Below are 26,759 nucleotides of genomic sequence, written 5' to 3' on the forward strand. Positions count from 1 at the left end.
GCGTACTTGGCAATTCGAAACCGGTCTGTTTTGTCGGTCGAATACAGCAATCTGAAACACATTTTTTGCTAAATCGATACTAATAAGCCTATATTTCATGTTGGTCACCTTTATCCTTGATTCTGTCAAAAGTTAATCATGGCACATTGCGATGCCGAGATAGAGGTGACCATCTCATCACACACCATCGATACCATCTATAAAAAGACCCCAATGTTTTTAGTCAACAATTGGGGGTCATAACAAGTTTATTGTATTCGGGTCACTTAGAGTTTAAAGCGCTGGATTTCTTGCTCAAGTTCATTAGACAACTCAGATAGTTGAGCCGCTTGAGATGCTGCATCGTGCGCTTCGTCAGCGAGTTCGTTAGAAACATCGCGGATACCGACGGTATTGCGAGTAATTTCAGACGTCACAGAAGCTTGCTCTTCCGCAGCAGAAGCGATTTGAGTCGCCATATCGCTGATACGTTCAACCGCCGTTTGAATTTGTGTCAAACTCACCGCAGCAGAGTCTGCATCACTTACACTGGTATCGGCTAGTTGGCGACTGTCGCCCATAATACCGACGGCTTTACCTGTCGTGTTTTGCAGAGTTTCAATCATTTGCTGAATCTCTTTGGTCGACGCATGTGTACGCTGGCTCAGCACTCGAACTTCATCGGCAACCACCGCAAAACCACGACCTTGTTCACCAGCACGCGCCGCTTCGATTGCTGCGTTCAATGCTAATAAGTTGGTTTGTTCTGCAATGTCTTGAATCGTCGACAAGATGGTACTGATGCTGTGTCCGTGTTGCTCCAATTCTTGAATGACTTCTGTCGCTACACTCACTTCTGTGGCTAGATTTTGAATAGAGCCTTGAGTTTGAACGACTTGCTCGCCACCGTGGATACAAGCTGTTACAGCCTCGCTAGAGTTTTGCGCTGTGTGATCTGCATTACCAGCGATCTCTTGGGTTGCGGCGGCCATCTCATTGATCGCGGTCGCGACCATGTTGATTTCATCTTGTTGTAGTCGGATACGAGCACTGCGTTCTTCAGCTTGCATCGCCGTCTGCTTAGACTGTTCTGAAAGTGAAGCGGAAACCACGCTTAGCTTAGATACCATCGCATGCATGTTTCCAACAAAGATGTTGAAGTTATTTGCTAACTGCCCCACTTCATCATCGCTGCGTGGTTCAAGACGTTGAGTCAAGTCGCCTTCACCTGACGCGATCTCTTCTAGCGCTTTTGAAACACGCACCAAATCGTTGAACAAGTAACTAACTAGCCATGAAACAAGTACAATCACAATTAAGGTGATAACCACAGCCGTGATGATCAAACTTTGTAGCAGCTCAGCCAGTGCCGCTTCTTCCGTTGTACGGTCCATCTCAATGGCAAAGATCCACTTAGTGTCTGGCACCTTAGTAAAGAAGTAGAGCTTCTCTTGACCGTTACGCTCAAATGTTACTACTGAACCTGTATTGGCATGCTTTTCGATCTCACGCAAAGTTAGTTGTTTAGAAAGAGTGTTCGTTGGCTTTAATGAGAGTGATTTGTCAGGGTGAGCTAAGAATGTGCCATCTTGAGCATCAATCAGCATTGCGTATGCGTTCTTACCGGCATCCAAGTTGATGACGTCATTAATTAACTGGTCGATAAGTACATCAGCACCAACCACTCCAACAAACTGTCCATTGGCACGAATTGGTTCAGCGATTGTTACTAGTAACGCATTGGTGATTGCGTCGGTGTAGGCTGTGGTAATGATCTGTTTACCCGCATTACTCGCATCGATATACCAAGGACGAACGCGTGGGTCGTAATCTGCACGATTACGTTCAGGGTGTGAGCGGTACATCCCACCTTCTGGCGTACCAAGGAAAATGTCATCAAAACCGCCTGCTTTGCGTGCTTGCTGCAGGAACGGAACCACATCGGCTTCACGGCTGTAGTCGTTGAATGCACTGGCAATATCTTTACGGATCGATATCCAGTCCGAAACGCCTACAGATGCCGCATTTGCTAAGCTTGTTGCACGTGCATTTATACCATTACGTGTTTGTTTTGCTAGTTGATCGGCGGATAGCCACGTCAAAGCGCTTGCCATCAGCACAACGGCGATTAAACTCGCGCCGATGAGTTTTTGTTTTAAGGATAGTTTCATGGTTTCTATACAATTAGTAGAACAGACAGGAAGGGGATTTTATCGGCAATTTCTTACATTTGCACCAATTAATGACAGTATCTTGACTTAAGATAACGTATTGTTATCCCGATATTTTAATAAACGTATGACGGTGTTTTTTGCGCATGTCATCACCACAGCACTCTATACCCACTTTTGACATCAATTTGTCAACTATTGTATGAGTAATTGATTAAACTCTGCGGCAGAAATGGGCTTGGAAAAAAGGTAACCCTGATACTGATGACATTTTTCCCGACGCAGTAATTCGAGTTGCTCGTCGACTTCTACCCCTTCGGCAATCACCGTTTTGTTTAGGTTGTGTCCCATTTGGATTATGGTTCGAACAATCATATGGTCGGTGACGTCTTCTACGCAGTCATCAATAAATGACTTGTCGATCTTGACCACATCGATAGGTAGATGTTTTAGATAGTTCAATGAAGAATACGCCACCCCAAAATCATCAATGGCTATCGTGCCCCCTAGGTCTTGAAGTTTTTTACAAGTCTGAGCAACTTGGGAATGCTTATCCATCATTGCGGTTTCGGTGATTTCAATCTGCAAACAATTGGCTGGCAACTTGTGTTTCTCTAGCTGTTCCATGATGTAAGGAAAGATATCGTCATGAGCAAACTGAACGCTGGAAACATTGATAGAAATAGGAATCAGCGAGCCCTTATCGAGCCAAGCCTTAGCCTGAATAATGGCTTGTTCGAAAACCCATCGGCCGATTGGGATGATTTGCGCGGTTCGCTCCGCAACACCAATAAAATCATTGGGTGCCACAAGCCCTAAATCTGGATGCTGCCAGCGGATCAAGGCTTCCGCACCGACGATCTTATTGCTTTCTAAATCGACTTTTGGCTGATAGACAAGGAACAATTGCTGGTTATCAATCGCGCCTTTGAGTTCTATTTCAATCTGATGCGCACGAATCGTCTCATCCATCAATTCATCATCGTACCATTGGACACGAATCGATTCGTTCTGCTTGCCTCGAGCAACAGCCGCATCGACGTTTTTTCCCCATACTTTGATGTTATTTTGCGCATCACTTAGCAGAGCACATCCTCCTCTGTATCTCAGTCTGTGCGAAGTGTTGTGGATCTTACACACTTTGTCATGATGCGCCTCAAGTCGATCGATAAGTTTATTCACTTCATAGAGTTCGCCATTCTGGCAGGCAACCAAGATAATCAGTTCATCACCGCCTAAGCGAAATAGTTTTCCGTGTCCACCTACAAGTCTTTTAATGTGACAAGCGAATTGATACAGTAATTCATCACCATAACCGTAGCCCAAATCGTCATTCACTTTCTTTAAGTTGTTCAAGCCGACCTGAATCGCTGCATAGTCCATCTGATCACAGGCACTAAGATCACTCACCGCTTGGAAAAAGGACTTACGATTAGGCAGATTGGTCAAATAGTCAGTCAAACTTGCCCGCTTATACAACCGTGATTGCTTTTTCGCTTTTTGCTGATAGAAGGTCATCACTGTGGCAAATATCGTAATAAAGAGTACTTCAATTGCATCTTCGACGAACTCGTCAAACTCTTCAGTAGGAAGATCAATAAGGTAGCTGCCTATCAGCCCAAGTCCCACCGCGATTGGCCACAATGAACCTGGAAACAATATGATGTAGCAGAGGGGTAAGACAAGTAAGCTTTCTTCAATGGCATCCATCTCTAAAGGTTCGATAATCGAACCTCCGAAGATCAAGAATAAAGAGACCAAACTTGCAATAATTTTAATTCGCCTATGAGGTGAAAAGTAAGCGACTAACATAGCAATAGGAAACGCAGTGTAAAGCAGACGAATAGACTTATGTTCAGAGATAAGTGTATAGGTTATTAGGGCAACAGAAATAAAGAAAAAAGCTGTTACACCATATTGGACTACTCGATTGAAATGCTTCAACTGCACTCAACCCTCCTTACTAAAAATGCCTGCAAATAAGCCTATAAATGACCAAGAAGCATACAGTATGCACAACCATTAAATAGAACGCAATACCATTAAATGATTATACTACTAACCTAAAGCATAGTCGAAAATGTTCCTATGACCTCTATCACCTTAAATAAAAAGACAAAAAAAATGCCAGACTTTCGTCTGGCATTCCTCATTAATTAGATTATTACTTTAGCTTAGGCTTCAGTATCATCACTTTTTTGGTCTGCCTCTGGTGCTTCTGATGATACAGTTTGTTCACCTTCAACACCCTCTTCAGCTTCTGGAAGTTCAGCTTCTTCAACTTCGTCAATTCGCTGTAGACCAACAACGCTTTCATCAGCTGAAGTACGGATGAGCGTGACACCTTGAGTGTTACGACCCACTTGGCTTACTTCCGCTACGCGTGTACGAACCAAGGTTCCAGCGTCGGTGATCATCATCATCTCGTCGCCTTCCTCTACCTGAACCGCACCAACCACAGGGCCGTTACGTTCAGAAACCTTGATTGATACTACACCTTGTGTTGCGCGTCCTTTGATTGGGTACTCTGCAAGTTCAGTACGCTTACCAAAACCGTTTTGAGTCACAGTCAGGATGTCACCCTCGTTAGAAGGAACAATTAGCGATACTACTTGATCGTCATCGGCCAGTTTCATACCACGAACACCTGCCGCTGTACGTCCCATTGCACGTACTTTATCTTCACTAAAGCGAACAACTTTACCCGCTTTAGAGAACAGCATGATGTCACTTTGACCATCTGTAATGTCAACACCGATCAGAGAGTCATCTTCACGTAGATTAACCGCAATCAGACCATTTGAACGAACGTTTGCAAACTGATCCAGTGACGTTTTCTTAACTGTACCGTCGCCAGTCGCCATAAAGATAAACTTATCGGCACTGAACTCAGAGACTGGCAGAATCGCGGTAATACGCTCACCTTCTTCCAGTGGAAGAATGTTGACGATTGGTTTACCACGTGCAGTACGACTTGCTAGCGGTAGTTGGTACACTTTCAAGCGGTATGTCTTACCGCGAGTAGAGAAACATAGGATGTTGTCGTGGGTATTCGCCACTAGAAGACGTTCAATGTAGTCTTCTTCTTTCATCTTAGTTGCGCTCTTACCTTTACCACCACGACGCTGAGCTTCGTAATCGCTTAGGATTTGGTATTTAACGTAACCTTCGTGAGAAAGTGTTACTACTACGTCTTCACGAGCAATCAGCTCTTCCATGTCGATATCATGGCTTGCGGCAGTAATTTCTGTACGACGAACATCGCCAAAGGCATCACGAACAGATTCAAGTTCTTCACGGATCACTTCCATCAAGCGTTCTGTGCTTGCAAGGATGTGCATCAGTTCAGCAATCTCTTCTAGAAGTTGCTTGTATTCATCAAGAATTTTCTCGTGCTCAAGACCTGTTAGTTTGTGTAGACGTAGGTCTAGAATTGCTTGTGCTTGAGTTTCTGTCAGGAAGTACAAGCCATCACGGATACCGTATTGAGCTTCTAGCCAATCTGGACGAGCAGCGTCAGTACCAGCGCGCTCTAGCATCGCCGCCACATTGCCCAAATCCCAGCCGCGAGCAACCAAGCCTGCTTTAGCTTCAGCTGGCGTTGGTGCGTTACGAATAAGGTCGATGATTTCATCGATGTTCGCTAACGCTAGTGCTAAACCTTCTAGGATATGTGCACGGTCGCGCGCTTTACGTAGTTCGTAGATAGTACGACGAGTCACCACTTCACGACGGTGATCAACGAAGCACTTCAACATATCTTTCAGGTTGAATAGCTGAGGTTGACCATTGTTCAGTGCAACCATGTTGATGCCGAACGTTGTCTGCAACTGAGTTTGAGCGTAAAGGTTGTTTAGAACCACTTCGCCTACTGCATCGCGCTTACATTCGATAACAATGCGCATACCGTCTTTATCAGACTCGTCGCGCAGTGCACTGATGCCTTCTACTTTCTTATCTTTTACAAGCTCCGCAATTTTTTCAATCAAGCGAGCTTTGTTTACCTGATAAGGGATCTCGGTAACAATGATGGTCTCTTTACCATTCTTTTCTGTCTCGATTTCCGCTTTAGAACGCATGTAGATTTTGCCACGGCCAGTCTTGTAGGCATCTACGATACCTTTGCGACCGCTAATTAGCGCCGCTGTCGGGAAGTCTGGGCCTGGAATGTAATCCATCAGCTCATCAATAGTGATTTGTTCATTATTGATGTACGCAAGACAGCCATCAATCACTTCACCAAGATTATGTGGTGGAATGTTGGTTGCCATACCTACCGCGATACCAGAAGCACCGTTTACCAGCAGGTTAGGAATTTTTGTAGGTAGAACAGCTGGAATTTGTTCAGTACCGTCGTAGTTCGGTACATAGTCCACTGTCTCTTTATCTAGGTCTGCGAGAAGTTCGTGGGCGATTTTGGCCATGCGAACTTCGGTGTAACGCATTGCCGCCGCTGAGTCACCATCGATCGAACCGAAGTTACCTTGACCGTCGACTAGCATGTAACGGAGCGAAAACGGCTGTGCCATACGTACGATAGTATCGTACACAGCGCTATCACCATGTGGGTGATATTTACCGATTACGTCGCCAACAACACGGGCAGATTTTTTATATGGTTTATTCCAATCGTTACCAAGTACATTCATCGCGAACAAAACGCGGCGGTGTACAGGCTTTAGGCCATCACGCACATCTGGAAGAGCACGACCAACGATAACTGACATCGCATAGTCTAGGTATGAACCTCGAAGCTCATCTTCAATGTTTACGGGCGTGATCTCTTTCGCTAGATCGCTCATAGAGCCATTATCCCTCTATTTATAGATCGTATGTACAATACGTTTAAGGTGCAAAAATATAACATACAATTCAGTGGTTCGGCATTACTTTCCCTCTCCTTTTATCAGGTTGTGAGGTTGGTTGTGAATCAAACGCCGAGAAATTGCACACTGATCTTATATCTTGCTGATTAGTGGCTACATTTTGTTCAACAATCGATAAAAGTGCCCCCTCCTTGTGGAGTGTTATCATTTAAAGGGTATAATGCCCCCTTCAAGGAAGCTGGTTAATTAATAGAGTTGTTATGACCCAATCACAAAACGTCGATCCAAATGAAATTAAGAAGTTTGAGGATATGGCCTCACGCTGGTGGGATTTGGAGGGCGAATTTAAGCCACTGCACCAAATCAACCCATTACGTTTAGACTATGTTCTTGACAAGGCTGACGGCTTATTTGGAAAAACCGTACTCGATGTCGGTTGTGGCGGCGGTATTCTTGCTGAAAGCATGGCAAAGCAAGGTGCCGTGGTGACTGGTCTAGATATGGGTAAAGAGCCCCTTGAAGTTGCTCGCCTTCATGCCCTTGAAACAGGAACTAAGCTCACTTACATCCAGAGTACCATCGAAGATCACGCTGTCGACAATGCAGGTAAGTACGATGTTGTGACCTGTATGGAGATGCTAGAACATGTTCCTGATCCTCAGTCAGTCATTCGCTCATGTGCAGCACTTGTAAAGCCTGGTGGTCATGTTTTCTTCTCTACTCTCAACCGTAACGTTAAGTCGTATCTGTTTGCGATTGTGGGTGCAGAGAAGCTGCTTAAAATCGTTCCTGAAGGAACTCATGACCACGAGAAGTTTATTCGTCCCGCTGAACTGATTAAGATGGTCGATCGTACCGATTTGACCGAAATGGCGATAACTGGTCTGCACTACAACCCTCTTACCGACACCTATAAACTAGGTCGAAATGTTGACGTGAACTACATCGTCCACACTCAAAAGTTTTAGCAAATTTCACCTGATTAAAGACAAGGTTATGTTTAAGGCGGTAGCACAAGCTCACCGCCTTTTTTAGTTCTTTTTTAACCTATTTTTGTCGATCTGATTCCAATTTAATCAACTCAATAATCGCACTCAAAATTGAGTAAAGATCAAGGGATTTTTTTTTGTTTATGGTTACTTCTAAACCGATCCTCAAAGTGCAGTTTTACACAATCTTTGCTGCTCTAACTTCATCGGTTAGTAGACACTTACTGTTTTTTTCATTTTTGTTAGTTATCCACAAGTCATCCAAGATCTGCAACTTGAAATACAGTGGGGATAGCACTATCTTGTAATCCGCACCTCGGTGCACCCCTATATGTTGTGTTTGTACTACAATATATAGATAGACTTTGATCACAAAGCCGGAACGAATTTTACAAGAATTACACAAAAATCCGGCTTTAATCAGTTTTGTTAGGGAAATGAAGCAGAATGAACCAACAACTTACCGTTACAAAGCGTAACGGACGCAAAGAAAGTATTGATCTTGAAAAGATCCATCGCGTTATTACCTGGGCTGCAGAAGGTCTAGATAACGTCTCTGTATCTCAAGTAGAACTGCGCGCTCACATTCAGTTCTATGACGGTATTACAACCTCTGATATTCATGAAACTATCATCAAATCAGCGGCTGACTTAATCTCAGAAGAGACGCCTGACTACCAATACCTTGCTGCTCGATTAGCTGTATTCCACCTGCGTAAAAAAGCGTACGGTCAGTATGAGCCACCAACGTTATATGATCATGTATCTCATCTTGTTGAAATGGGCAAATACGACAAGCACATTCTGGTAGACTACACCAAAGCAGAGCTGGATGAGCTAGATGATTACCTAGACCACAAACGTGACCTAGACTTTTCATACGCTGCTGTTAAACAGCTAGAAGGTAAGTACTTTGTACAGAACCGCGTATCAGGTCAGATCTACGAAAGTGCTCAGTTCCTATACATTCTTGTTGCGGCTTGTTTGTTTGCTAAGTATCCAAAAGAGACTCGTCTTGATTACATCAAGCGTTTCTACGATGCGACTTCAACATTCAAAATTTCTCTACCTACACCAATTATGTCTGGTGTACGTACTCCTACTCGTCAGTTCAGTTCATGTGTACTGATCGAGTGTGGTGATAGCTTAGATTCTATCAATGCGACGGCGAGCTCTATCGTTCGTTACGTATCACAACGTGCTGGTATCGGTATCAACGCAGGTCGTATCCGCGCTCTAGGTTCAGAGATCCGTGGTGGCGAAGCATTCCACACTGGTTGTATCCCGTTCTACAAGTATTTTCAAACTGCGGTGAAATGTTGTTCTCAGGGCGGCGTTCGTGGCGGTGCAGCGACCGTATTTTACCCACTATGGCACGGTGAATCTCAAGCACTTATGGTCCTGAAAAATAACCGTGGTGTAGAAGAAAACCGTGTTCGTCATATGGACTACGGCGTTCAGTTGAACCGTTTGATGTACCAACGTCTGGTTGAGGGTGGCAACATCACGCTATTCTCGCCTTCTGACGTTCCTGGACTTTACGACGCGTTCTTCCAGAACCAAGATGAGTTTGAGCGCCTATACGTTCAATATGAAAATGATCCGTCAATCAAAAAAGAGACCGTTAAAGCAATTGAGATGTTCTCTATCTTGATGCAAGAGCGTGCCTCTACAGGTCGTATCTACATTCAGAACGTTGACCACTGTAATACTCACAGCCCATTTGACGCTGAAGTTGCACCAGTCCGTCAGTCTAACCTGTGTCTTGAGATTGCACTGCCGACCAAACCGTTAACCAACGTTGAAGATGACTCTGGCGAAATCGCACTGTGTACTCTGTCTGCATTTAACTTGGGTTCAATTAAGTCGCTCGACGATTTTGAAGAGCTGTCAGATCTTGTAGTTCGCGCTCTTGACGCACTGCTTGATTACCAAGACTACCCTCTTCCAGCGGCGTACAAATCTACTATGAACCGTCGTACTCTAGGTGTGGGTGTTATCAACTACGCATACTACCTTGCTAAGAATGGCGTGAAATACTCTGATGGCAGCGCAAACGGCCTAACTCACCGTACATTTGAAGCGATTCAATACTACTTGTTGAAAGCATCAGTAGCACTAGCAAAAGAGCAAGGTAAGTGTCCTCTATTCGGAGAGACAAACTACGCGAAAGGTCTACTTCCTATCGACACTTACAAGAAAGACGTGGATAAGATCTGTGATGAGCCGCTGCACTATGACTGGGATGGCCTACGCCAAGAGATCATGACACATGGTCTGCGTAACTCTACCTTAACAGCATTGATGCCTTCTGAGACCTCTTCTCAGATTTCTAACGCGACTAACGGCATTGAGCCGCCACGTGGCTATGTATCAGTGAAAGCGTCTAAAGATGGTATCTTGAAGCAAGTTGTTCCCGAGTTCACTGAGTACAAAAACAACTACGAGCTACTGTGGAATATTGGTTCGAACGAAGGTTACTTGCACCTAGTTGGTATCATGCAGAAGTTTGTTGACCAAGCTATCTCTGCAAACACTAACTACGACCCAACGCGTTTCGAAAGCGGTAAAGTACCAATGAAGAAACTGCTGCAAGATCTTCTTACTGCGTATAAGTTCGGTGTTAAGACGCTTTACTACCATAACACACGTGATGGTGCGAGCGACGACCAGAAGGACGCTGTACAACCACAAGATGACGATTGCGCAGGCGGCGGTTGTAAGATTTAATCCCTGGCCCACTCTCAGTGGCTAAGGCATAACAAATTATTCGCCCCTCTTGTAACGAGGGGCATAAAAGGAATTGAGGCATCATGGCTTACAGTACTTTTAACCGAAACAAAAATGACCAGCTAAAAGAACCAATGTTCTTAGGTCAGTCAGTCAACGTAGCACGCTACGACCAACAGAAATTTGAGATTTTCGAAAAGCTGATTGAAAAGCAGCTTTCATTTTTCTGGCGTCCAGAAGAAGTTGACGTATCTAGCGACCGTATCGATTACAACAAGCTACCAGAGCATGAAAAACACATTTTCATCTCTAACCTAAAATACCAAACCTTGCTTGATTCTATTCAAGGTCGTAGCCCAAACGTTGCACTACTTCCCCTTGTGTCACTACCAGAAGTAGAAACGTGGATCGAGACTTGGTCTTTCTCTGAAACGATTCACTCTCGCTCATACACGCACATCATTCGTAACATCGTGAACGACCCTGGTTTGGTGTTTGACGATATCGTAGAGAACGAGCATATCCTAAAACGTGCTGAAGACATTTCTCACTACTACGATGATCTGATTAAGATGACCAATGACTACCACCGCTATGGCGAAGGTACTCATCAGGTTAACGGTGAAGAGATCACCATTAAACTGCATGACCTGAAGAAGAAACTATATGTGTGTCTAATGTCGGTTAATGCATTAGAAGCCATTCGTTTCTACGTAAGTTTTGCTTGTTCATTCGCATTTGCTGAACGTGAGCTTATGGAAGGTAACGCTAAAATCATCAAGCTAATTGCTCGTGATGAAGCACTTCACTTAACCGGTACGCAGCATATGATCAACCTACTGCGCAACGGTCAGGATGACTTCTCATTCATACAAATCGCTGAAGAGTGTAAGCAAGAGTGTTTCGATCTGTTCAAAGCAGCAGCAGAGCAAGAGAAAGAGTGGGCGGAATACCTATTCAAAGATGGCTCGATGATCGGTCTGAACAAAGACATTCTTTGCCAATACGTTGAATACATCACCAACATCCGTATGCAGGCTGTCGGTCTTGATGCGGCTTACCCTGAAGCGACATCTAACCCGATTCCTTGGATCAATGCATGGTTATCTTCAGACAACGTGCAGGTTGCGCCGCAAGAAGCAGAAATCTCATCTTACCTTGTCGGTCAGATCGACAGTGATGTTCGCGCGGACGACTTCAAGGACTTTGAACTGTAATGCCCAATATCAAAATTAACGGCCTCACTGCTATCCAGTCTCACCCATCAAATACCATTTTGGAAACGATGGAGAACGCTGGGTTAGAGCCAGAATATAACTGTCGAGATGGTCATTGTGGCGCTTGCCGCTGCACCCTGGTTTCTGGAGAAGTGGAATACGTTGGTTTTGCAATGGCTTACACGCAAGAGAAAGAGATTTTGCCGTGCATCTGTAAAGCGAAGTCAGACATCGAGATTGAGGGTGTCAACTACGTACTAAAAGAGAAGCGCGCATAACAACTTGCACTGTTCTAGCCACAAACGGCCGATATCATTATGATGTCGGCCATTTTATTTTGTGTTCTTCAGCTTAACGGATTAACCTTTTGTTACAAGAAGACTCGTCTCATCCATTAGTCGTAAATTTTCTGGATTTAGTCGTAGGAATAAGGTCTGATCACAGCGTTTAGAAAAACATATTCCATTACATCTCTAACTCGCTGTGTCAGTCACAAAACCCTACCACTCACTGATCAGAAGCCAAAATTCTATTCTCTAGACCTTTTGAATGATAACGCCAATGTGAATAACTATTCACCAAAATAGTGAAGTGAAAACTAAACTAATTTTATGGTTGTACTGAGATTTAAGCTCGCGACAAAAACTGATCGGCTGTCACCATCGAGACAGACTTGTCCGCAATCTCCCTGCCATCGTCATCGAACAACGATAGGTGATAGCCAAGGCTATCTTCGCCTCGCTTCTCTTTTGGAGCTTGCAGCCATAATGAGATCATATCTTGACGACCATCCCTAACCGCCTCACCCAAAAGGACTTTTTGGCTTGCAACCTGATACCACACAATGATTTTTGATTGACCAAACATGCGAACCTCCTTGAACAGTTTGCAAATCGAATAGTCAGTTTAAAGGTTATTGTGAAGAATGCACGTTGCAAAAGTAAGACAAGTTTCTGTTCTATTGAAAATCATCGCGTTAAGCATTATATGATTTTGGCATAAGAAAATAATATGAGACGACACGAGTAATAAGAAACATATTCATTCACTTATTACAGAACAGCAGTCTGAGCCAGTTTGACAAAACTGGCTCGCTCTTCTAGCTGAATAACTATGCTTTGAGGACGCTTCGTGGAACGAACATTTCCTTTTCTCTAGTTAGAGAACTGTAGGAAACGAACATCGGCTTAGCGCTTAGGTAACGACGTAACATATCAGCCGCCACTGTGGTGATAACGAGAACTTGCTCATCGCAACTGTAATTACGATTCAAGGTCAAGGTTTGCCCCCACTCCCCCTCCGCTGCCGCAATCGCCACAGAAAAGGTTTTGTCGGATACCTTACCTGTCACAATCGCCAGATCCGTTGCACATTTATCTTTGGTCGCACCTGCAAGGGCAAAGGCCGCCGCCAATGGATCATCATTCGCATCTCCAACAGCAACACGCTCACCTAACACCCAACCATGACCACAGTATTGGGCTGCTTGGGAGTCTGAGTGCAAACATTGAGACAACGCACCAAAGGTTGACTGCTCAGCCGTCGATATCGAGTACTGTTTCTCTTGAATGAGGAAAGCAAGATGTTCTGGCATCGACTCATCGACACTCACGACATTACTTTCAATCAAGTTGAAAATGATTTGTAGCAGCTTGACGCGATTATCCAAATCGTTCTTTGGACCAAACAGTTTCACTTCGATGTATGGCAGGTATGAACGATAGCCAAGCGTGTATCCTTGAGGCAACTGAACTTTATCAAGTTTATCGGACAGCGCAGACTCTGAGGTGCCAAATGTGTAGAGTTTACTGCACTCGAGACCCGCAATATCGGGATGAACTTGCTTCATATCCGGTAGGATCTGTTGATCGACCATTAACTTGAATTCACTCGGTACCCCAGGAGTGAAATAAAAATCACAGTTATTGAAAGTAACTTTGAACCCGCAAGCCGTTCCAATCGGGTTATCGAGTAGAACGGAATCTTTTGGCAACATGGCTTGTTTGCGATTGCTTTCTGGCATAGTGACACCACGACCAGCAAAAAAACGCTCTAGTTTTTCCAACCATTCAGGATACAGCACCAACTCTGTTTCGGCGGCTTCTGCGGCTGCCTGAGCACTTAAATCATCGCTAGTTGGCCCCAAACCACCGTTTACAACGACAATGTCGCTATTGAAACTGAGCATCATAAGCTCTTCCACTAGCGCAGACATTTCATCGCCAACCGTTGAACGTTTGGTCAGACTGTAACCATTTTCGAAAAATCGACGTGACAACCACGCAGCATTGGAATCAACAATATCTCCGTGAAGAACTTCTTCCCCAGTGCTTAGCATTGCGATTTTTAACATCATTTATCCTTTATGGGAAACCTCTCACGTTCGTGAGTTTAACTTATAAATACTATTCTCATAGTCCTAAAATCGAACCAATTACTTATTTAGGACAATTACGGGTTTCTATTCCGCTAAGTTTATAAGATAATTGTGAACCTGATCATTAAAATAATAACGATGGAGTTTTCTGTGTTCAAAAAAAGCATTGCTGCTTTAATGTTGTCAGCGTCTGCTTGCGCCAACGCTAATGTTTATGAATCAAATCAACATATTGAGTTTTCGTATACAGTAGATCAAGCTGAGACCGACACGTTCTACAATCACTCCTATCAATATCAATCTAAAGATCCTTATTGGTTAAGTTTGACCGAAAATGATCTCAAACTTGAAGATCAGGGGCTGCCAAAGTATCTCACGCCTTCAAGCGAAAAAGATTGGGACTACCTTATGGGTCAGACTTACACCATCTTAGGTTTGAGCGTTGCAACTGTCGGCTTGATGACACTACTTCCAGAATCTATCACAAAGTGGGATGAAGAAGATCGTAACTTAAGTGGCCTTGGTAAAAAATGGAAAGATAACGTCACTGATGGCCCAGTTTGGGACCGTGATGAACATTTCCTAAACTACATCATGCACCCATATTTTGGTGGTGTTTACTACACCGCAGCTCGCCATGCTGGATTTAATGAATTTGAGTCGTTCCTTTACTCTGCCACTATGTCGACATTCTTCTGGGAATACGGCGTCGAGGCCTTCGCAGAGATCCCGTCATGGCAAGATATCTTCATTACTCCATTCTTTGGTGCGGTTGTCGGTGAAATGATGTTCGAAGCAGAACAAGATATCGTAGCTTCTGGTGGCGAAGTCATGGGTTCTGAAACCATGGGTGGCATTACCCTATTCTTCCTCAACCCTGTTGGCCATATTCATGGCTGGGTCAGTGACGCATGGGGCGGCAGCGCTGAGTTCCAATACAGCAGCAAACCTTGGTTTGGTAACCAAGATGCAGCTAAGTTCGCCATGGATGCGGGAGCGAGCTACGATGACGTTTTCTACGGCGTAGAAATGAAAATTACCTTCTAAATACCTCTCAATCCTATGAAAAAGCGACGTCTCCACGTCGCTTTTTTTGTGCTCGCTACGTGATATTAGTAATGCCAACAATAGATTAGGTTTAAAAGTTGACCCAAGTCAAACCTAACATTTGCCACAATCCTAAACTGAATTTAGGCATTCATCCTCCTATAGGTTTGGACCGATGAATCTTGCCTGTATCAACGCTAGGAGGCTCACTATGCAAAGCACATTTATCGTTAATTTCGTCGGTAAAGCAACACCTGCGACAATTAAGCAGTTAGCCGCAATCACCCATGAGAATGGTGGTAAGTGGTTAATCAGCAAAGTTAATTTTATTGAGGATCAAGTTGCTGCGGTAATAAAAGTTGAGCTGCCTACTGAGAATGCCGAGGTGGTCAAAGATGCTTTCAATGGTCACCCAGATTTACTGGTACAAATCACGGAATCCGCTCAGGCCAATCATCACGTTGATACCATCTACCAATTAAGACTCGATTCCAACGATCGAGCGGGTATTGTCAATGAGATCACTCATGTACTTGATGGTCAAGGTATTAATATTCTAGATATGGATTGTCAGCGCGTATTTATCGCTGGTGGTGGCGGTGTCAGTTCAAGTCTATTTACCGCAAATATGGCAATAAGATTACCAAAAGAGCTCGACATCAAAGATGTCGCTAATGAACTGGAGTCTCTCAGTGAAGATACTCGCGTCTTAGTTGAAAGCTAAGGCAGTTTGTTAAAAAAGAGAGCGCCAATGTCGCTCTCTTTTTCATTGCTAGTCGAAGTCAGTCAATCTTATTTCACTGACCATTGAGACAATGAACGTTTAAAGTCTGAGTAGTCGAACTCGTTCAGCTTTTCGATCGAACCATTAGAGCGTTCACAGTAAACCGAAGGCATGCGAAGCCCGTTAAACCAGTTGAGTTTAACCATGGTATAACCTGCACTGTCCAAAATGTGCAAACGCTGACCAATCTTTAGTGGTTGTTCGAATTTAGCAACACAGAATTGGTCGCCAGCCAGACAAGAACAAGAACCAATTACGTACTCGTGCTCACCGTTCTCTGATGCTTCAAGAATCGATGCTGGCTCATTGTAAATAAGCGTATCCAAACGGTGTGCTTCTGTCGCCGAATCAACAATAGCCGTTTTCTTTACGTTCTCAACAATATCAACCACAGTCACAACAAGATCAGTGGTTTTAGTGATGATTGCTTCACCCGGCTCTAGATACATTTGAACGCCGTGTTTTTGCGCAAACGCCTTTAGCGCAAAACCTAGTTTTTCGATATCGTAGCTAGGCCAAGTGAAGAACACACCACCACCCATGCTTACCCAATCAAGTTTGTCGAGGTATTCGCCAAACTGCTCTGAGATAGCATCAAGCAAGCTGATAAATGCGTCCACATCTTTGTTCTCACAGTTCATGTGGAACATCACGCCATCAATTTCGTCAAAAATTTGCGGTTCAATGTGATCGGCTTGAACACCTAAGCGCGAAAACTGACGTGCAGGGTTAGCAAGGTCTTGTCCTGCATAGCTCACACCTGGATTCAAACGTAATCCTAGTGATGCTTTGCCCTCAACAATGTGACGGTAGGCTGCCAACTGGCTTTGAGAGTTGAAGATCATCTTGTCACAGATATCCGCAACTTCACGTACGTCTTCTTCACTGTATCCGACGCTATAAGCGTGTGTTTCGCCACCAAATGTTTCGTAGCCAAGCTTAACCTCAAACGGGCCAGAGCTTGTTGTACCATCAAGATACGGCTTAATGATGTCAAACACCCCCCAAGTTGAGAAACATTTCAGCGCCAGCACCAGCTTAACACCTGAAATCTCTTTAAGCTGTTTCGCTTTATCGAGGTTTTCAACCAACTTATCTTCATTGATCATAAAGTAAGGGGTTTTAAGTTCGTTATGTTGCATTCTAATACCTTGAGTAGGTTCACTCTAAAATCGAATAAAGCCGATGCAAAGCATCGGCTTAAATTTTATCTGTCAGTCGTTCAGGCCGATTACTTCAGCTTATGGATAACAGGCTGACCAACTTCCAGTTCCTGAACATGCCAATCTAGGCCGATTTCTGGCATTGTTTCTAGGAACGGATCTGGGTCAAGCTGTTCCATGTTGAACACGCCTTTGTCCGCCCACTTACCGTGGAAGAATTGAAGCGCAGCAGTGATTGCAGGAACACCCGTTGTGTAAGAAATCGCTTGGTGTTCTACATCTTCATATGCAACTTCATGGTCCGCATTGTTGTAGATGAAGACACTGCGCTCTTTGCCGTCTTTCTTACCCTGAACCCAAGTACCGATACAGGTTTTACCCGTGTAACCCGATGCAAGGGAAGTAGGGTCTGGCAGTAGTGCTTTTAGAACATGAAGAGGCTGTACAACAGTACCGTCATGCAGTGTTAATGGCTCTGGACTCAGTAGACCAATATCACGCATACAGTTGAAGTAGTTTAGGTATCTGTCACCAAAGCCCATCCAGAACTCAATACGTTTTGCTGGAATGAACTCTTGCATTGAACGAACTTCGTCGTGCGCCATTGAGTAAACTTTATGCTTACCTACAAGTGGGAAGTCAAATTCAAGCATACGTGAGTGACACGGTACTTGCTTCCACTCTTCGCTTTCCCAGTAGAATGAGTCGCCTTGGATTTCAAGCATGTTTGTTTCTGGGTCAAAGTTTGTCGCAAACTTCTTACCATGGTCACCTGCGTTTACGTCCATCACGTCAATCGTGTCGATTTCATCGAACAGATGCTTAACTGCATACGCTGCAAATACTGATACCACACCTGGATCGAAACCTGCGCCAAGAATACCCGTGATACCCGCTTGTTCGAACTTCTCACGGTAACCCCATTGCCAGTCGTACGCTTGAGGAACTTGCTGACCTTCTGAGCACAAGTCTACAGCAACTGAGGTATCTAGGTAGCTAACTTTAGTTTGGTAACATGCTTCCATAATCTTGATGTTGACCCATGGAGGACCAGCGTTGATAACAAGATCAGGTTTAACGTCGTTGATCAGTGCAACCAACGCATCCACGTCATCTGCGTTCACTGCGCGAGATTCTAGCTTTTTAGAAGGATCTTTGAGGTTGTTCTTCTTTTGAATAGACTCAATGATTTTTTCACATTTACCGACTGTGCGCGAAGCGATGGTAATATCACCTAGAACATCGTTATTTTGTGCCGCTTTGTGAGCAACAACCCATCCGACACCACCTGCACCAATTTGTAGAATAGCCATAGTATTTGTTACCTTTATTTTGCTAGCTCAATCGCCAGTGTATTGATTTTGTTCAGTAAAGATTCGAAGTCAGATATCTTTAAACATGGATTTAAAATTGTAAACTTCAGTGCCGATTTACCATCAACCATAGTCTCACCTAGCACCGCTATTCCGCGGACTAAAGCCTCTAGTCTTACGACTTTATTCAGCTCATCGAGATCAGTGGCGTTTGGATTCACCGCACGGAACAGCACCGTAGAAAGAGAAGGCTGAGCCAGTAACTCAAACCCTTCATGTACGTCAACAAGTTCAGCAACACGCTGAGTTTGTTCAATAACGTGATCGTACATTTCTCCCAGGGTATCTGGACCGACACTCTGCATTGTCATGAACACTTTTAACGCATCAAAACGCTTGGTCGTCGCGATTGACTTATCGACCAGATTCGGTAGCTCATCATGTTCGCGATTCAGATAATCAGCATGGTGAAGTAGGAATCGGAAGTTAGCTTTGTCTTTAAGGAGAATCGCACCGCAACTGATTGTTTGATAGAACAACTTGTGGAAATCAACGCTAACAGAATCTGCACGTTCAATACCCGCTAGACGGTCTTTGTGGCTGCTTAAGATCAGCGCACCACCATAAGCACTGTCAACGTGGAACCACATCTGGTTTTGCTGTGCGAGATCGGCAATTGCCGCTAGGTCATCAATGGCGCCATGATCGGTTGTCCCCGCTGTACCCACGACCGCGAAAGGAATCAGGCATTGACCCAGCAGAGCCTCAACTTCTGCCTGTAACGCTGCCACTTTCATCGTGCCATTTGGATTGGCATCAACGCAGCATACCGCGCCTTCACCGAGCCCAAGCAAAGATGCGGACTTCTGTACTGTGAAGTGAGACTTTTTCGAACACAGAATGCGAAGCTTTGAGGCGTAATCAGGTAAGCCTTGCTTTTGCACTGAGTGAGAGTTCAGTCTATCTGCTACCCAGTCACGCGCTATCAACAAACCCATTAGGTTACTTTGCGTACCACCACTAGTGAATACACCGTCTGCTTTTGAACCTAGGTCATACTTACTGCACATCCAGTCTACGACTTTTTGCTCAACATAAGTGGCTGCTGACGATTGATCCCAAGAATCCATTGATTGGTTTAGCGCCGCGATCATCGCTTCCGCGATTACCGATGGCATCAATGGTGGCGTATGTAGATGAGCGATACAGTCTGGATGCTGAACAATGATTGAGTTTTTCGCGACTAATTCCGCCGTTTCACCAATAATGTCTGCAAGTGGCGCGTTTCTGTTATCTAGGTCAACAGAGTTGATCGCTTGCTCCAATAGCTTTGGTTCTAGACCAGAGTATGGCGCGTCAACTTGATCAAACACGGCTTTCATCGCTGAAGTCGCGTGGTTCATCATTTTGGCAAACTCACGACCGCCTGCTTCACCAGTTTGGATAAAGTGCTGTTTCCAGCTCTCATTCGCCTGCTCAGGGGACACTGGGTTGCCGCCAGCAACAAGAATCGCTTCTTCAATCACACGTAACGCAAAATCGATTTGCTCGAAAGAGATAATCAGAGGAGGAAGGAAACGGATAACCGAACCGTCACGCCCACCTTTTTCTACCATCAGACCACGCTCTAGCGCTGCACGCTGAATCTTCAGTGTCAGTTGACCATCAGATACCGGCTCACCGAATTTATTCAGTTCACTGCCTGGCTTACGGATCTCAACACCTAGCATCAAGCCTTTGCCACGCACTTCTGCGATACAATCTACTCGCTTTTGAATGCCTTCAAGACCAAGACGCAGATATTGACCTGCGATGTTGGCATGCTCAACTAAGTTATCACGTTGGATAATTTCTAGTGCTTTAGCACCCGATACCATCGCAAGTTGGTTACCGCGGAAAGTCCCTGTGTGTTCACCTGGTTTCCATGTGTCGTGCTGCTTGTTGATAACCAGCAACGACATAGGCATACCGCCACCAATCGCCTTTGATAAACACAGTACATCAGGAATGATACCCGCTTCTTCAAACGCGAAGTTGTAGCCAGTTTTACCAACACCACACTGAATTTCGTCAAAAATTAGTAGGATACCGTGTTCATCACAGATACGACGTAACTCACGTAACCAAAAAGCAGGCGCAGGAATGACCCCACCCTCGCCCTGCACTGGTTCTACAATGACGGCGGCTGGCTTCATAATGCCCGCTTCATCATCGTTTAGCAGACGTTCGATATACCGGATACTTGCTTTAGCGCTTTCATCACCACCCAATCCAAACGGACAGCGTAGGCTGTAAGGGAAAGGCATAAAATGAACATCAGACATCAAACCGGTACGACGAGCCTTGGTACCCAAGTTACCCATCATGCCCATGGTTCCGTTAGTCATACCATGGTATGCACCTCGGAAAGCGAACATGGTATTACGACCAGTAGTCTGCTTAGCTAATTTGATCGCAGCTTCAACGGCGTCAGCGCCTGAAGGACCACAAAACTGAATAACACAGTTGTCGCCTAATTGCTGAGGAAGAAAGTGCTTAACACTCTTAATGAATTTTGTTTTGGCTTCCGTTGCCATATCAAGAGTCTGATATGGCAAACCACTGTCGAGTTCATCCTTAAGTGCTTGGTTGATCTCCGGATGGTTATAGCCCAATGCCAACGTACCAGCACCAGCCAAACAGTCTAGAAATAGCTGTCCGCGGGTATCTTCAACAAGCACACCGTAGGCTTGCTTGATTGCGATAGGTAGACGACGAGGGTAAGAGCGTACGGCAGATTCGTGCTGCTCTTGATCAATCAGTACTTGGTCTGGCGTCAAATCGTAGATGCCATTCAATACTGGAATTTGTGTAGAAAAAGGGGTTGCGATATCGGTGTTCATCACTGCGTTATCGACTTCAAAGGCTGTGCTCATGATCTAATCCCTTGAAATGTAATTATCCCTCAGCAGAACAACGTCTGAATTGAGGGTACAGCAAGCCGTTCCGCGATCGAAATAAATAACGCGTACGACAATTCGCCCCATCATTACGATGGACTACATAGAAGAGAATTTAGATCAAGGTTCAGTAATGCAACTGTCTTGTAAAACAGGGCATTGTGGTAGAACTAAGCTGATTAGTGTAGTTTTGTTTAGTGGATTCAATGTTGGGTTTCCTATTCACATGTCTTCAGCGACATAAGTATCCCGTCTATCGACAAAAGGGTTTGTCGATACCTACCCTACGTGATGTTCACTCAGCCCGAATGCCATCACGCGTATCCCCCAGAATATCGAATTACGACTCATCTCCGAGATTGCGGCGAAAATTAACATAATTCGAATTCATCTGGCAATATTTTTTGACCTGCACTTTTGAAATAATAACCCAATTATCAAAAAGGCCAACCGTTTGGCTGGCCATTTTATTGGTTAATTATGCTGCATCTGTTTTCAATACTTGAGCCAATAATTCCAACTCATTGGTGATCGGATTGTTCTCGATGAAACCTGCCTCTTCAAAGGCTGTGGTCATTCCCTCTAACACTATGGTTTGCTCTCGTCCCTCATCTGACACGGTCATAACAATGTCATCACCGTCTATTTCAGTGCTGATGGAATCGATAAGATCACCCAGCAGTACGCTGTCATCTTGTTCCAAAATACCGCGTAAATCGATCAAATCACTACCGAGCTCAAAGTTGTCAACAACATCGGTTCCGTTATCTAAGGTACCATCGAGCCAAGTGAACACGTTGTCCTCGCTATCACCGAGCATCATTTGATTACCCAAATCGGCATTCATTTCATCTCCTTGAGCTGCGGAAAGCACTTCATACTCTGGAGATTCCGATACATCAATGGTCACGGTTGATTCGTTACTCACTGCTAAATCTGAATCGACAGCCACATAGTCAAAAGTGATGTCTTCAGTGATATCTTGTGTACCTGACAAGTAACGTAACTCCCAGTTGCCCCCTGTCGAACTTAGTTCCATCTGAACAATTGGGTTATCTGGAGAGGAGTAACTAAATTCGTAAAGAATTTGCTCGTTACCCACGTCACCCTCATCTTTATGGTATTGCTCTACATGAGTAGTACCATCGGCAAACGTATATGTAACCTCGACATAGACATTACTGTTGGCGACAAATGAGCCCCCCATACCATCTAAGCCAAAGGTCACCACACCGAGAGGGTTGTTGCTAAGATCAACGATTAATTTTTCCTCTTTATTCATACCACTACCATCAGTATCACCGATACCCCAACCAACATGGGCAGGGCCGCCGGTGTATTGTTTGAGCGGTTTATCGTTGTTGTCGACAATCGATATGCCGATGGTATTGCCATTCTCTAAAGTGATTAGACGTTCGGTATCACTGACCCACTCACCCCAGTTATAGAAGCCATCTTCGTCAAGAACAATATTCTCTGGGTCGCCGCTATACCCCATTTCAAATGGCTCGCCCGGTCCTGGGACAAAAGTAAAGCTGCTAGGATCAAATAACTTAGCAGGATCAATATCATTACCTAATACGTGAAGATCTACTTCAGTAGTCACTCTGGTTTCACCAAAGTCATCGGTATAGAGCAAGGTGCCGTATTGTGGCAAAGAGGTGATCATCACGTTGAGCTCAACACCATTAAAGTCATCATCTTCATCTGAAATGTGGTCGAGTAGTTCGTCATCAGAGTCGAATATAATCGGCACAATGATCGCTTCACCCGCATCAACGTTAAAGTCTTCGGTAACTGGTAGTTCGTTAACGTTAAGCTCCGTTAGGTCAACCACGACTTCCGTATTGAGTTCACCATCTGACGCCACCACCGTAATGGTGTGCTGGTTGTCTGGCAATTCATAATCGTTGGTGAAGGCGTCTACCCCCGCCGTTGTAAGAGAGATTTCGCCAGTCACACTGTCTATTTCGAACAAGTCTTGACCATCAACCTGAACATTCGAACTGATGCTGTAGCTCACCACATCACCCGCATCTTCATCGGTGGCGGTCACGGTACCTATCACATAGGCGTCAGAGGAATTTTCGTTGTAGCTGAATGCATAACCACCTTCAGGTTGATCAAACTCAGGTGCTTCATTGACATCCAACTCATTTAAAGTAACTAATACTTGGGAGATGTTAGTACCATCGCTGGCCTGTACAACAATGTCGTGGCTATTTAAGCTACCTTCATCTTCAAAATCATTGGTGAAGGCGGCAGCCCCTGCTTCCGTCAGTGATATATCCCCTGTATCCGAATCAATGGCAAAGTAATCGGCTAGTGGGTCACCATCTTCAAACACCAAAGAATATGTGACACTGTCACTCTCAAAATCCGTCGCAGAAACGGTTCCGATTACCGTACCTGGTTCTGAGTTTTCATCATAAGAGAAATCGTAACTCTCTGCGTCAAACACTGGCGCTTCAAGTTCAATAACAAGCTGTGCCGCAACAATATCCAACAAGGCAAGACTTTGCGTTTCAGACAAACCTTGAGACTCCAATCCTGAAGTATCAAATTGAGTCTCTGCTAATGTTTCGATACCAGTACGGTCGATATCTCCCGAACCAGTGAGGCTTGAGCCATCCTGTCCTCCGGCGGCGGTCGCGAAATCGTCGTTCTGAGTTGGATCGACACCTTGCTCAATCTGCTCAATAATCGAAGCGATTTCATTATCTAGGTTGAGTTCGAGATTTCCCCCTTCTCCGATTAACTGTGCCTCAATCCCAGTCGGTGAATCAGCATTGGCTGTAGCGTCTTGTCCCAAGACTACTATCACTTCACCGGGTGCCGGAACTTCGCCTGGCAACAACTCTCGGATATCACCATTTACGTCAATCACAACAGTTGTGCTGGCAAGTATAAACGGCGCTAAGCTCTTCGCATTCATAAGCAGGTTCCCCATACAAACGGTATGCGATCCCCCCCTCTCCACCATTGTGAAGATACAAATTACGCATACCTCTACACCTTAAAAACTAGCTCCGAAGCTACTGATATTCTAGTTAATAGCAACAAAGTACTAACAAAAGTTACTAAGTCATTAATATTAGGTCTCATTTTTATGACGCAAAAATTCTCAAATAAGAGATATATCAACTAAGCTTTTGATACTCGCCACAGGCTAAACACACGCTTAAAAAGTGCCACAAACATAGCACTGATTAAGGAGGCTACCTTGAACTGGAAAAAGTCACTCATTGCAAGTGGTGTACTGCTAGCTTGCCTATCGGTACAAGCACAGACACTTGAGCAAGCGGTCGCAATTACTCTTGCAACCAACCCTGAAATAAAAAGCACCTTCAACGAGTTCCAAAGTGCAGTCAAGCAAGCAGATGCATCAACAGGTGCCTATCTGCCAAGCTTAGATTTGGACGCTGGCATTGGTTATGAAGGCATTAATCCCGCTGAGTCGACCGGACGATCGGACACCGATCTGACAAGAAAAGAAGCAAGTATTAGTCTGACCCAATTGCTATGGGACGGTAATGCAACTTTAAATGATATGGATAGAACCGCAGCAGACGCTGAATCTATCCGCTATCAACTTATTGCTGATGCTTCCGATATAGCACTTCGGGTGACACAAGTTTATCTGGATGCAGTAAAGGCAACAGAGGTGCTTGCCCTATCCGAAAGTAACCTTGCGGTCCATAAAGAGATTTATCGTGACATATCACGCCGCGCGAGTTCAGGGATCGGCTCAACAGCCGATGTTTCACAAGTAGAAGCTCGGCTCGCCAAAGCACACGGCAATCTATTGGCAGCACAAAACAACCTCATCGACACACACACTCAATTCCGTCGCATAGTTGGACAAGAGCCATTAGGTCTGATTTACCCGCGAGCTGACGAATCCAAGCTGCCATTGTCGTTAACGGACGCTCTTGTCGAAGCCTTTGATAAACATCCAGTTATCAAAGTGTCTCAAGTTGACGTCGATTCTGCTCGTTTCCAATACAAGCAGTCTAAAGGTAACTACTTCCCCACACTTTCGATTGAAGCAAGCCAAACATGGCGAGACGATGCCGGCGGTGATCGAGGCAGCAGTGATGAAACACTTGCGATGCTCCGCATGCGTTACAACCTTTATAACGGCGGATCTGACAGTGATTTGTCGGAACGAGCAGCATTCCAACTCAACCAAGCTAAAGATTTTCGCGATAATGCATATCGCCAAGTTGAGGAAAGCCTTCGCCTATCTTGGAGTGCACTAGATTTAACACTGCAACAGAAAAGCTTCTTAGCCGACCACGTTGATTCTGCATCAGAGACTGTTATTGCCTATCAAAAGCAGTATCAGATTGGCCAAAGAACCTTACTTGACCTACTCAACACTGAAAATGAACTGTTTGAAGCGCGTAAGGACTACCTTGATGCACACTATGCAGAACAATACGCCAAGTACCGCGTTATGAATGCAACTGGCAATCTGTTAGATGCGTTATTGGTCGATACCCCTGAGGCTTGGACTAAGCGAGTGGAGTACTAAGTATGATGAACAAACACCTAATCCCTCTCACTTTACTGTTTATCGTTCCATTCAGTGCAGCCAATGCAGAGGACGAATACGACTACATCGAAACGCCTATCGCCAATCAAATATCAGACCTGACTGACGATGATAAAGATGGTGTGGTGAATGCACGTGATATATGCCCTGGCACACCCGTTGGCGCCATGGTAGATAATGATGGCTGTGGCGCAGCGATTGTAGAACAAGAACAGCGACAACTCAGAATTTTGTTCGCCAACGACTCTTATGAAATCAACCCAATCTTCTCCGATCAGATCCAGACTATGGCGGAATTTCTTGATAGCTACCAATCTGCGTCAATTCAGATTCAAGGCTATGCCAGTAAAGTGGGTGATCCCAACTATAACCTTGAGCTATCAAAAAAACGGGCTCACGCCGTTGAAGACGAACTACTTTCGTATGAAGTGGATCCAAAGCGCGTCACCATCGTCGGTTACGGTGAGTCGCGTCTAGAAGCAGAAGGCGATGACGAAACCTCTCATGCTTTAAATCGTCGCGTAACCGCAACGGTGGTAGGCCTGAAAGAAGAAGTTGTTGAAGAGTGGACTATTTTCACCATCATTGAAAAGTAGCCCAAACAAAAATCCATAGGTAAAAAAACGCCCCGTCTCTACGGGGCGTTTCTAATACTAATGCTGTCTG

General features: G+C 44.7%; 17 protein-coding genes. 8 read left to right on the forward strand and 9 right to left on the reverse strand.

The window, feature by feature from the left end:
- Window positions 1–266: 266 nt before the first annotated feature.
- From DA100_RS09850 to gyrA, 3 genes are all read right to left on the reverse strand, one after another.
- Window positions 267–2,150 carry a methyl-accepting chemotaxis protein gene (locus tag DA100_RS09850; RefSeq protein WP_138971976.1) on the reverse strand — a complete coding sequence of 628 codons (1,884 nt, stop codon included), beginning with the start codon at window positions 2,148–2,150 and terminating at the stop codon, window positions 267–269.
- Between the two features lie 195 nt (window positions 2,151–2,345).
- Window positions 2,346–4,100, reverse strand: a complete 1,755-nt coding sequence (locus tag DA100_RS09855) for a bifunctional diguanylate cyclase/phosphodiesterase (RefSeq protein ID WP_138971977.1) — start codon at window positions 4,098–4,100, stop codon at window positions 2,346–2,348.
- A gap of 224 nt (window positions 4,101–4,324) precedes the next feature.
- Window positions 4,325–6,952 carry a DNA topoisomerase (ATP-hydrolyzing) subunit A gene (gene gyrA, locus DA100_RS09860; protein WP_138971978.1) on the reverse strand — a complete coding sequence of 876 codons (2,628 nt, stop codon included), beginning with the start codon at window positions 6,950–6,952 and terminating at the stop codon, window positions 4,325–4,327.
- A gap of 284 nt (window positions 6,953–7,236) precedes the next feature.
- Between gyrA and ubiG the strand changes: the two genes are divergently transcribed.
- The 4 genes from ubiG (at window position 7,237) to yfaE (ending at window position 12,190) form a co-directional block, all read left to right on the forward strand.
- Entirely contained in the window at window positions 7,237–7,944 is a 708-nt protein-coding gene (gene ubiG, locus DA100_RS09865; RefSeq protein WP_138971979.1) for a bifunctional 2-polyprenyl-6-hydroxyphenol methylase/3-demethylubiquinol 3-O-methyltransferase UbiG, read from the forward strand.
- Between the two features lie 468 nt (window positions 7,945–8,412).
- A complete protein-coding gene (nrdA, locus tag DA100_RS09875) occupies window positions 8,413–10,695 on the forward strand; it encodes a class 1a ribonucleoside-diphosphate reductase subunit alpha (RefSeq protein WP_138971981.1) in 2,283 nt (760 codons plus the stop codon).
- Between the two features lie 83 nt (window positions 10,696–10,778).
- The gene (gene nrdB, locus DA100_RS09880) at window positions 10,779–11,912 is read left to right on the forward strand and encodes a class Ia ribonucleoside-diphosphate reductase subunit beta (RefSeq protein WP_138971982.1); all 1,134 of its coding nucleotides are present in this window, start codon (window positions 10,779–10,781) and stop codon (window positions 11,910–11,912) included.
- Window positions 11,912–12,190 (forward strand): class I ribonucleotide reductase maintenance protein YfaE, encoded by a 279-nt coding sequence (gene yfaE, locus DA100_RS09885; protein ID WP_138971983.1) that lies wholly within the window; start codon window positions 11,912–11,914, stop codon window positions 12,188–12,190. The genes nrdB and yfaE overlap by 1 nt, the downstream gene beginning before the upstream one ends.
- Window positions 12,191–12,539: 349 nt before the next feature.
- Here yfaE and DA100_RS09890 read toward each other — a convergent pair whose 3' ends face one another.
- Complete coding sequence (locus DA100_RS09890) at window positions 12,540–12,779, reverse strand: 30S ribosomal protein S6 modification protein (protein ID WP_138971984.1); 240 nt, start codon at window positions 12,777–12,779, stop codon at window positions 12,540–12,542.
- 244 nt (window positions 12,780–13,023) lie between these two features.
- Window positions 13,024–14,265: a CinA family nicotinamide mononucleotide deamidase-related protein gene (locus DA100_RS09895; RefSeq protein WP_138971985.1), complete on the reverse strand. Its 1,242-nt coding sequence runs from the start codon at window positions 14,263–14,265 to the stop codon at window positions 13,024–13,026.
- Window positions 14,266–14,439: 174 nt separating this feature from the next.
- Here DA100_RS09895 and DA100_RS09900 point away from each other — a divergent pair, with 174 nt between their 5' ends.
- Window positions 14,440–15,336 (forward strand): DUF3943 domain-containing protein, encoded by an 897-nt coding sequence (locus tag DA100_RS09900; protein ID WP_138971986.1) that lies wholly within the window; start codon window positions 14,440–14,442, stop codon window positions 15,334–15,336.
- Between the two features lie 211 nt (window positions 15,337–15,547).
- Entirely contained in the window at window positions 15,548–16,060 is a 513-nt protein-coding gene (locus DA100_RS09905; protein WP_138971987.1) for an ACT domain-containing protein, read from the forward strand.
- Window positions 16,061–16,128: 68 nt separating this feature from the next.
- On the opposite strand, the gene nspC is transcribed toward DA100_RS09905, so the two are convergent.
- The 4 genes from nspC to DA100_RS09925 form a co-directional block, all read right to left on the reverse strand.
- Window positions 16,129–17,262, reverse strand: coding sequence for a carboxynorspermidine decarboxylase (gene nspC / locus DA100_RS09910; RefSeq protein WP_138971988.1), 1,134 nt, complete (start codon window positions 17,260–17,262; stop codon window positions 16,129–16,131).
- Between the two features lie 89 nt (window positions 17,263–17,351).
- On the reverse strand, window positions 17,352–18,596 hold the full coding sequence (locus DA100_RS09915; RefSeq protein ID WP_138971989.1) for a carboxynorspermidine synthase: 1,245 nt from the start codon (window positions 18,594–18,596) through the stop codon (window positions 17,352–17,354).
- A 14-nt stretch (window positions 18,597–18,610) separates the two neighbouring features.
- Window positions 18,611–21,511, reverse strand: coding sequence for a pyridoxal phosphate-dependent class III aminotransferase (locus tag DA100_RS09920; protein ID WP_138971990.1), 2,901 nt, complete (start codon window positions 21,509–21,511; stop codon window positions 18,611–18,613).
- Between the two features lie 502 nt (window positions 21,512–22,013).
- The gene (locus DA100_RS09925; protein WP_240800903.1) at window positions 22,014–24,470 is read right to left on the reverse strand and encodes a cadherin repeat domain-containing protein; all 2,457 of its coding nucleotides are present in this window, start codon (window positions 24,468–24,470) and stop codon (window positions 22,014–22,016) included.
- Between the two features lie 288 nt (window positions 24,471–24,758).
- On the opposite strand from DA100_RS09925, the gene DA100_RS09930 reads away from it, so the two are divergent.
- Entirely contained in the window at window positions 24,759–26,072 is a 1,314-nt protein-coding gene (locus DA100_RS09930; RefSeq protein WP_138971992.1) for a TolC family outer membrane protein, read from the forward strand.
- A gap of 2 nt (window positions 26,073–26,074) precedes the next feature.
- On the forward strand, window positions 26,075–26,689 hold the full coding sequence (locus DA100_RS09935) for an OmpA family protein (protein WP_138971993.1): 615 nt from the start codon (window positions 26,075–26,077) through the stop codon (window positions 26,687–26,689).
- The last annotated feature ends 70 nt before the right edge of the window (window positions 26,690–26,759 follow it).

This window comes from Vibrio sp. Hep-1b-8, from assembly GCF_006124995.1.
In the GTDB taxonomy this organism is placed as follows: domain Bacteria; phylum Pseudomonadota; class Gammaproteobacteria; order Enterobacterales; family Vibrionaceae; genus Vibrio.

Excerpts from the sequence above, each read along its gene's own strand:
- DA100_RS09850 (WP_138971976.1), bottom strand. The coding sequence starts at position 2,150 with ATGAAACTATCCTTAAAACAAAAACTCATCGGCGCGAGTTTAATCGCC.
- gyrA (WP_138971978.1), bottom strand. The coding sequence starts at position 6,952 with ATGAGCGATCTAGCGAAAGAGATCACGCCCGTAAACATTGAAGATGAG.
- ubiG (WP_138971979.1), top strand. The coding sequence starts at position 7,237 with ATGACCCAATCACAAAACGTCGATCCAAATGAAATTAAGAAGTTTGAG.
- nrdA (WP_138971981.1), top strand. The coding sequence starts at position 8,413 with ATGAACCAACAACTTACCGTTACAAAGCGTAACGGACGCAAAGAAAGT.
- nrdB (WP_138971982.1), top strand. The coding sequence starts at position 10,779 with ATGGCTTACAGTACTTTTAACCGAAACAAAAATGACCAGCTAAAAGAA.
- yfaE (WP_138971983.1), top strand. The coding sequence starts at position 11,912 with ATGCCCAATATCAAAATTAACGGCCTCACTGCTATCCAGTCTCACCCA.
- DA100_RS09890 (WP_138971984.1), bottom strand. The coding sequence starts at position 12,779 with ATGTTTGGTCAATCAAAAATCATTGTGTGGTATCAGGTTGCAAGCCAA.
- DA100_RS09895 (WP_138971985.1), bottom strand. The coding sequence starts at position 14,265 with ATGTTAAAAATCGCAATGCTAAGCACTGGGGAAGAAGTTCTTCACGGA.
- DA100_RS09905 (WP_138971987.1), top strand. The coding sequence starts at position 15,548 with ATGCAAAGCACATTTATCGTTAATTTCGTCGGTAAAGCAACACCTGCG.
- nspC (WP_138971988.1), bottom strand. The coding sequence starts at position 17,262 with ATGCAACATAACGAACTTAAAACCCCTTACTTTATGATCAATGAAGAT.
- DA100_RS09915 (WP_138971989.1), bottom strand. The coding sequence starts at position 18,596 with ATGGCTATTCTACAAATTGGTGCAGGTGGTGTCGGATGGGTTGTTGCT.
- DA100_RS09920 (WP_138971990.1), bottom strand. The coding sequence starts at position 21,511 with ATGAGCACAGCCTTTGAAGTCGATAACGCAGTGATGAACACCGATATC.
- DA100_RS09925 (WP_240800903.1), bottom strand. The coding sequence starts at position 24,470 with ATGAATGCGAAGAGCTTAGCGCCGTTTATACTTGCCAGCACAACTGTT.
- DA100_RS09935 (WP_138971993.1), top strand. The coding sequence starts at position 26,075 with ATGATGAACAAACACCTAATCCCTCTCACTTTACTGTTTATCGTTCCA.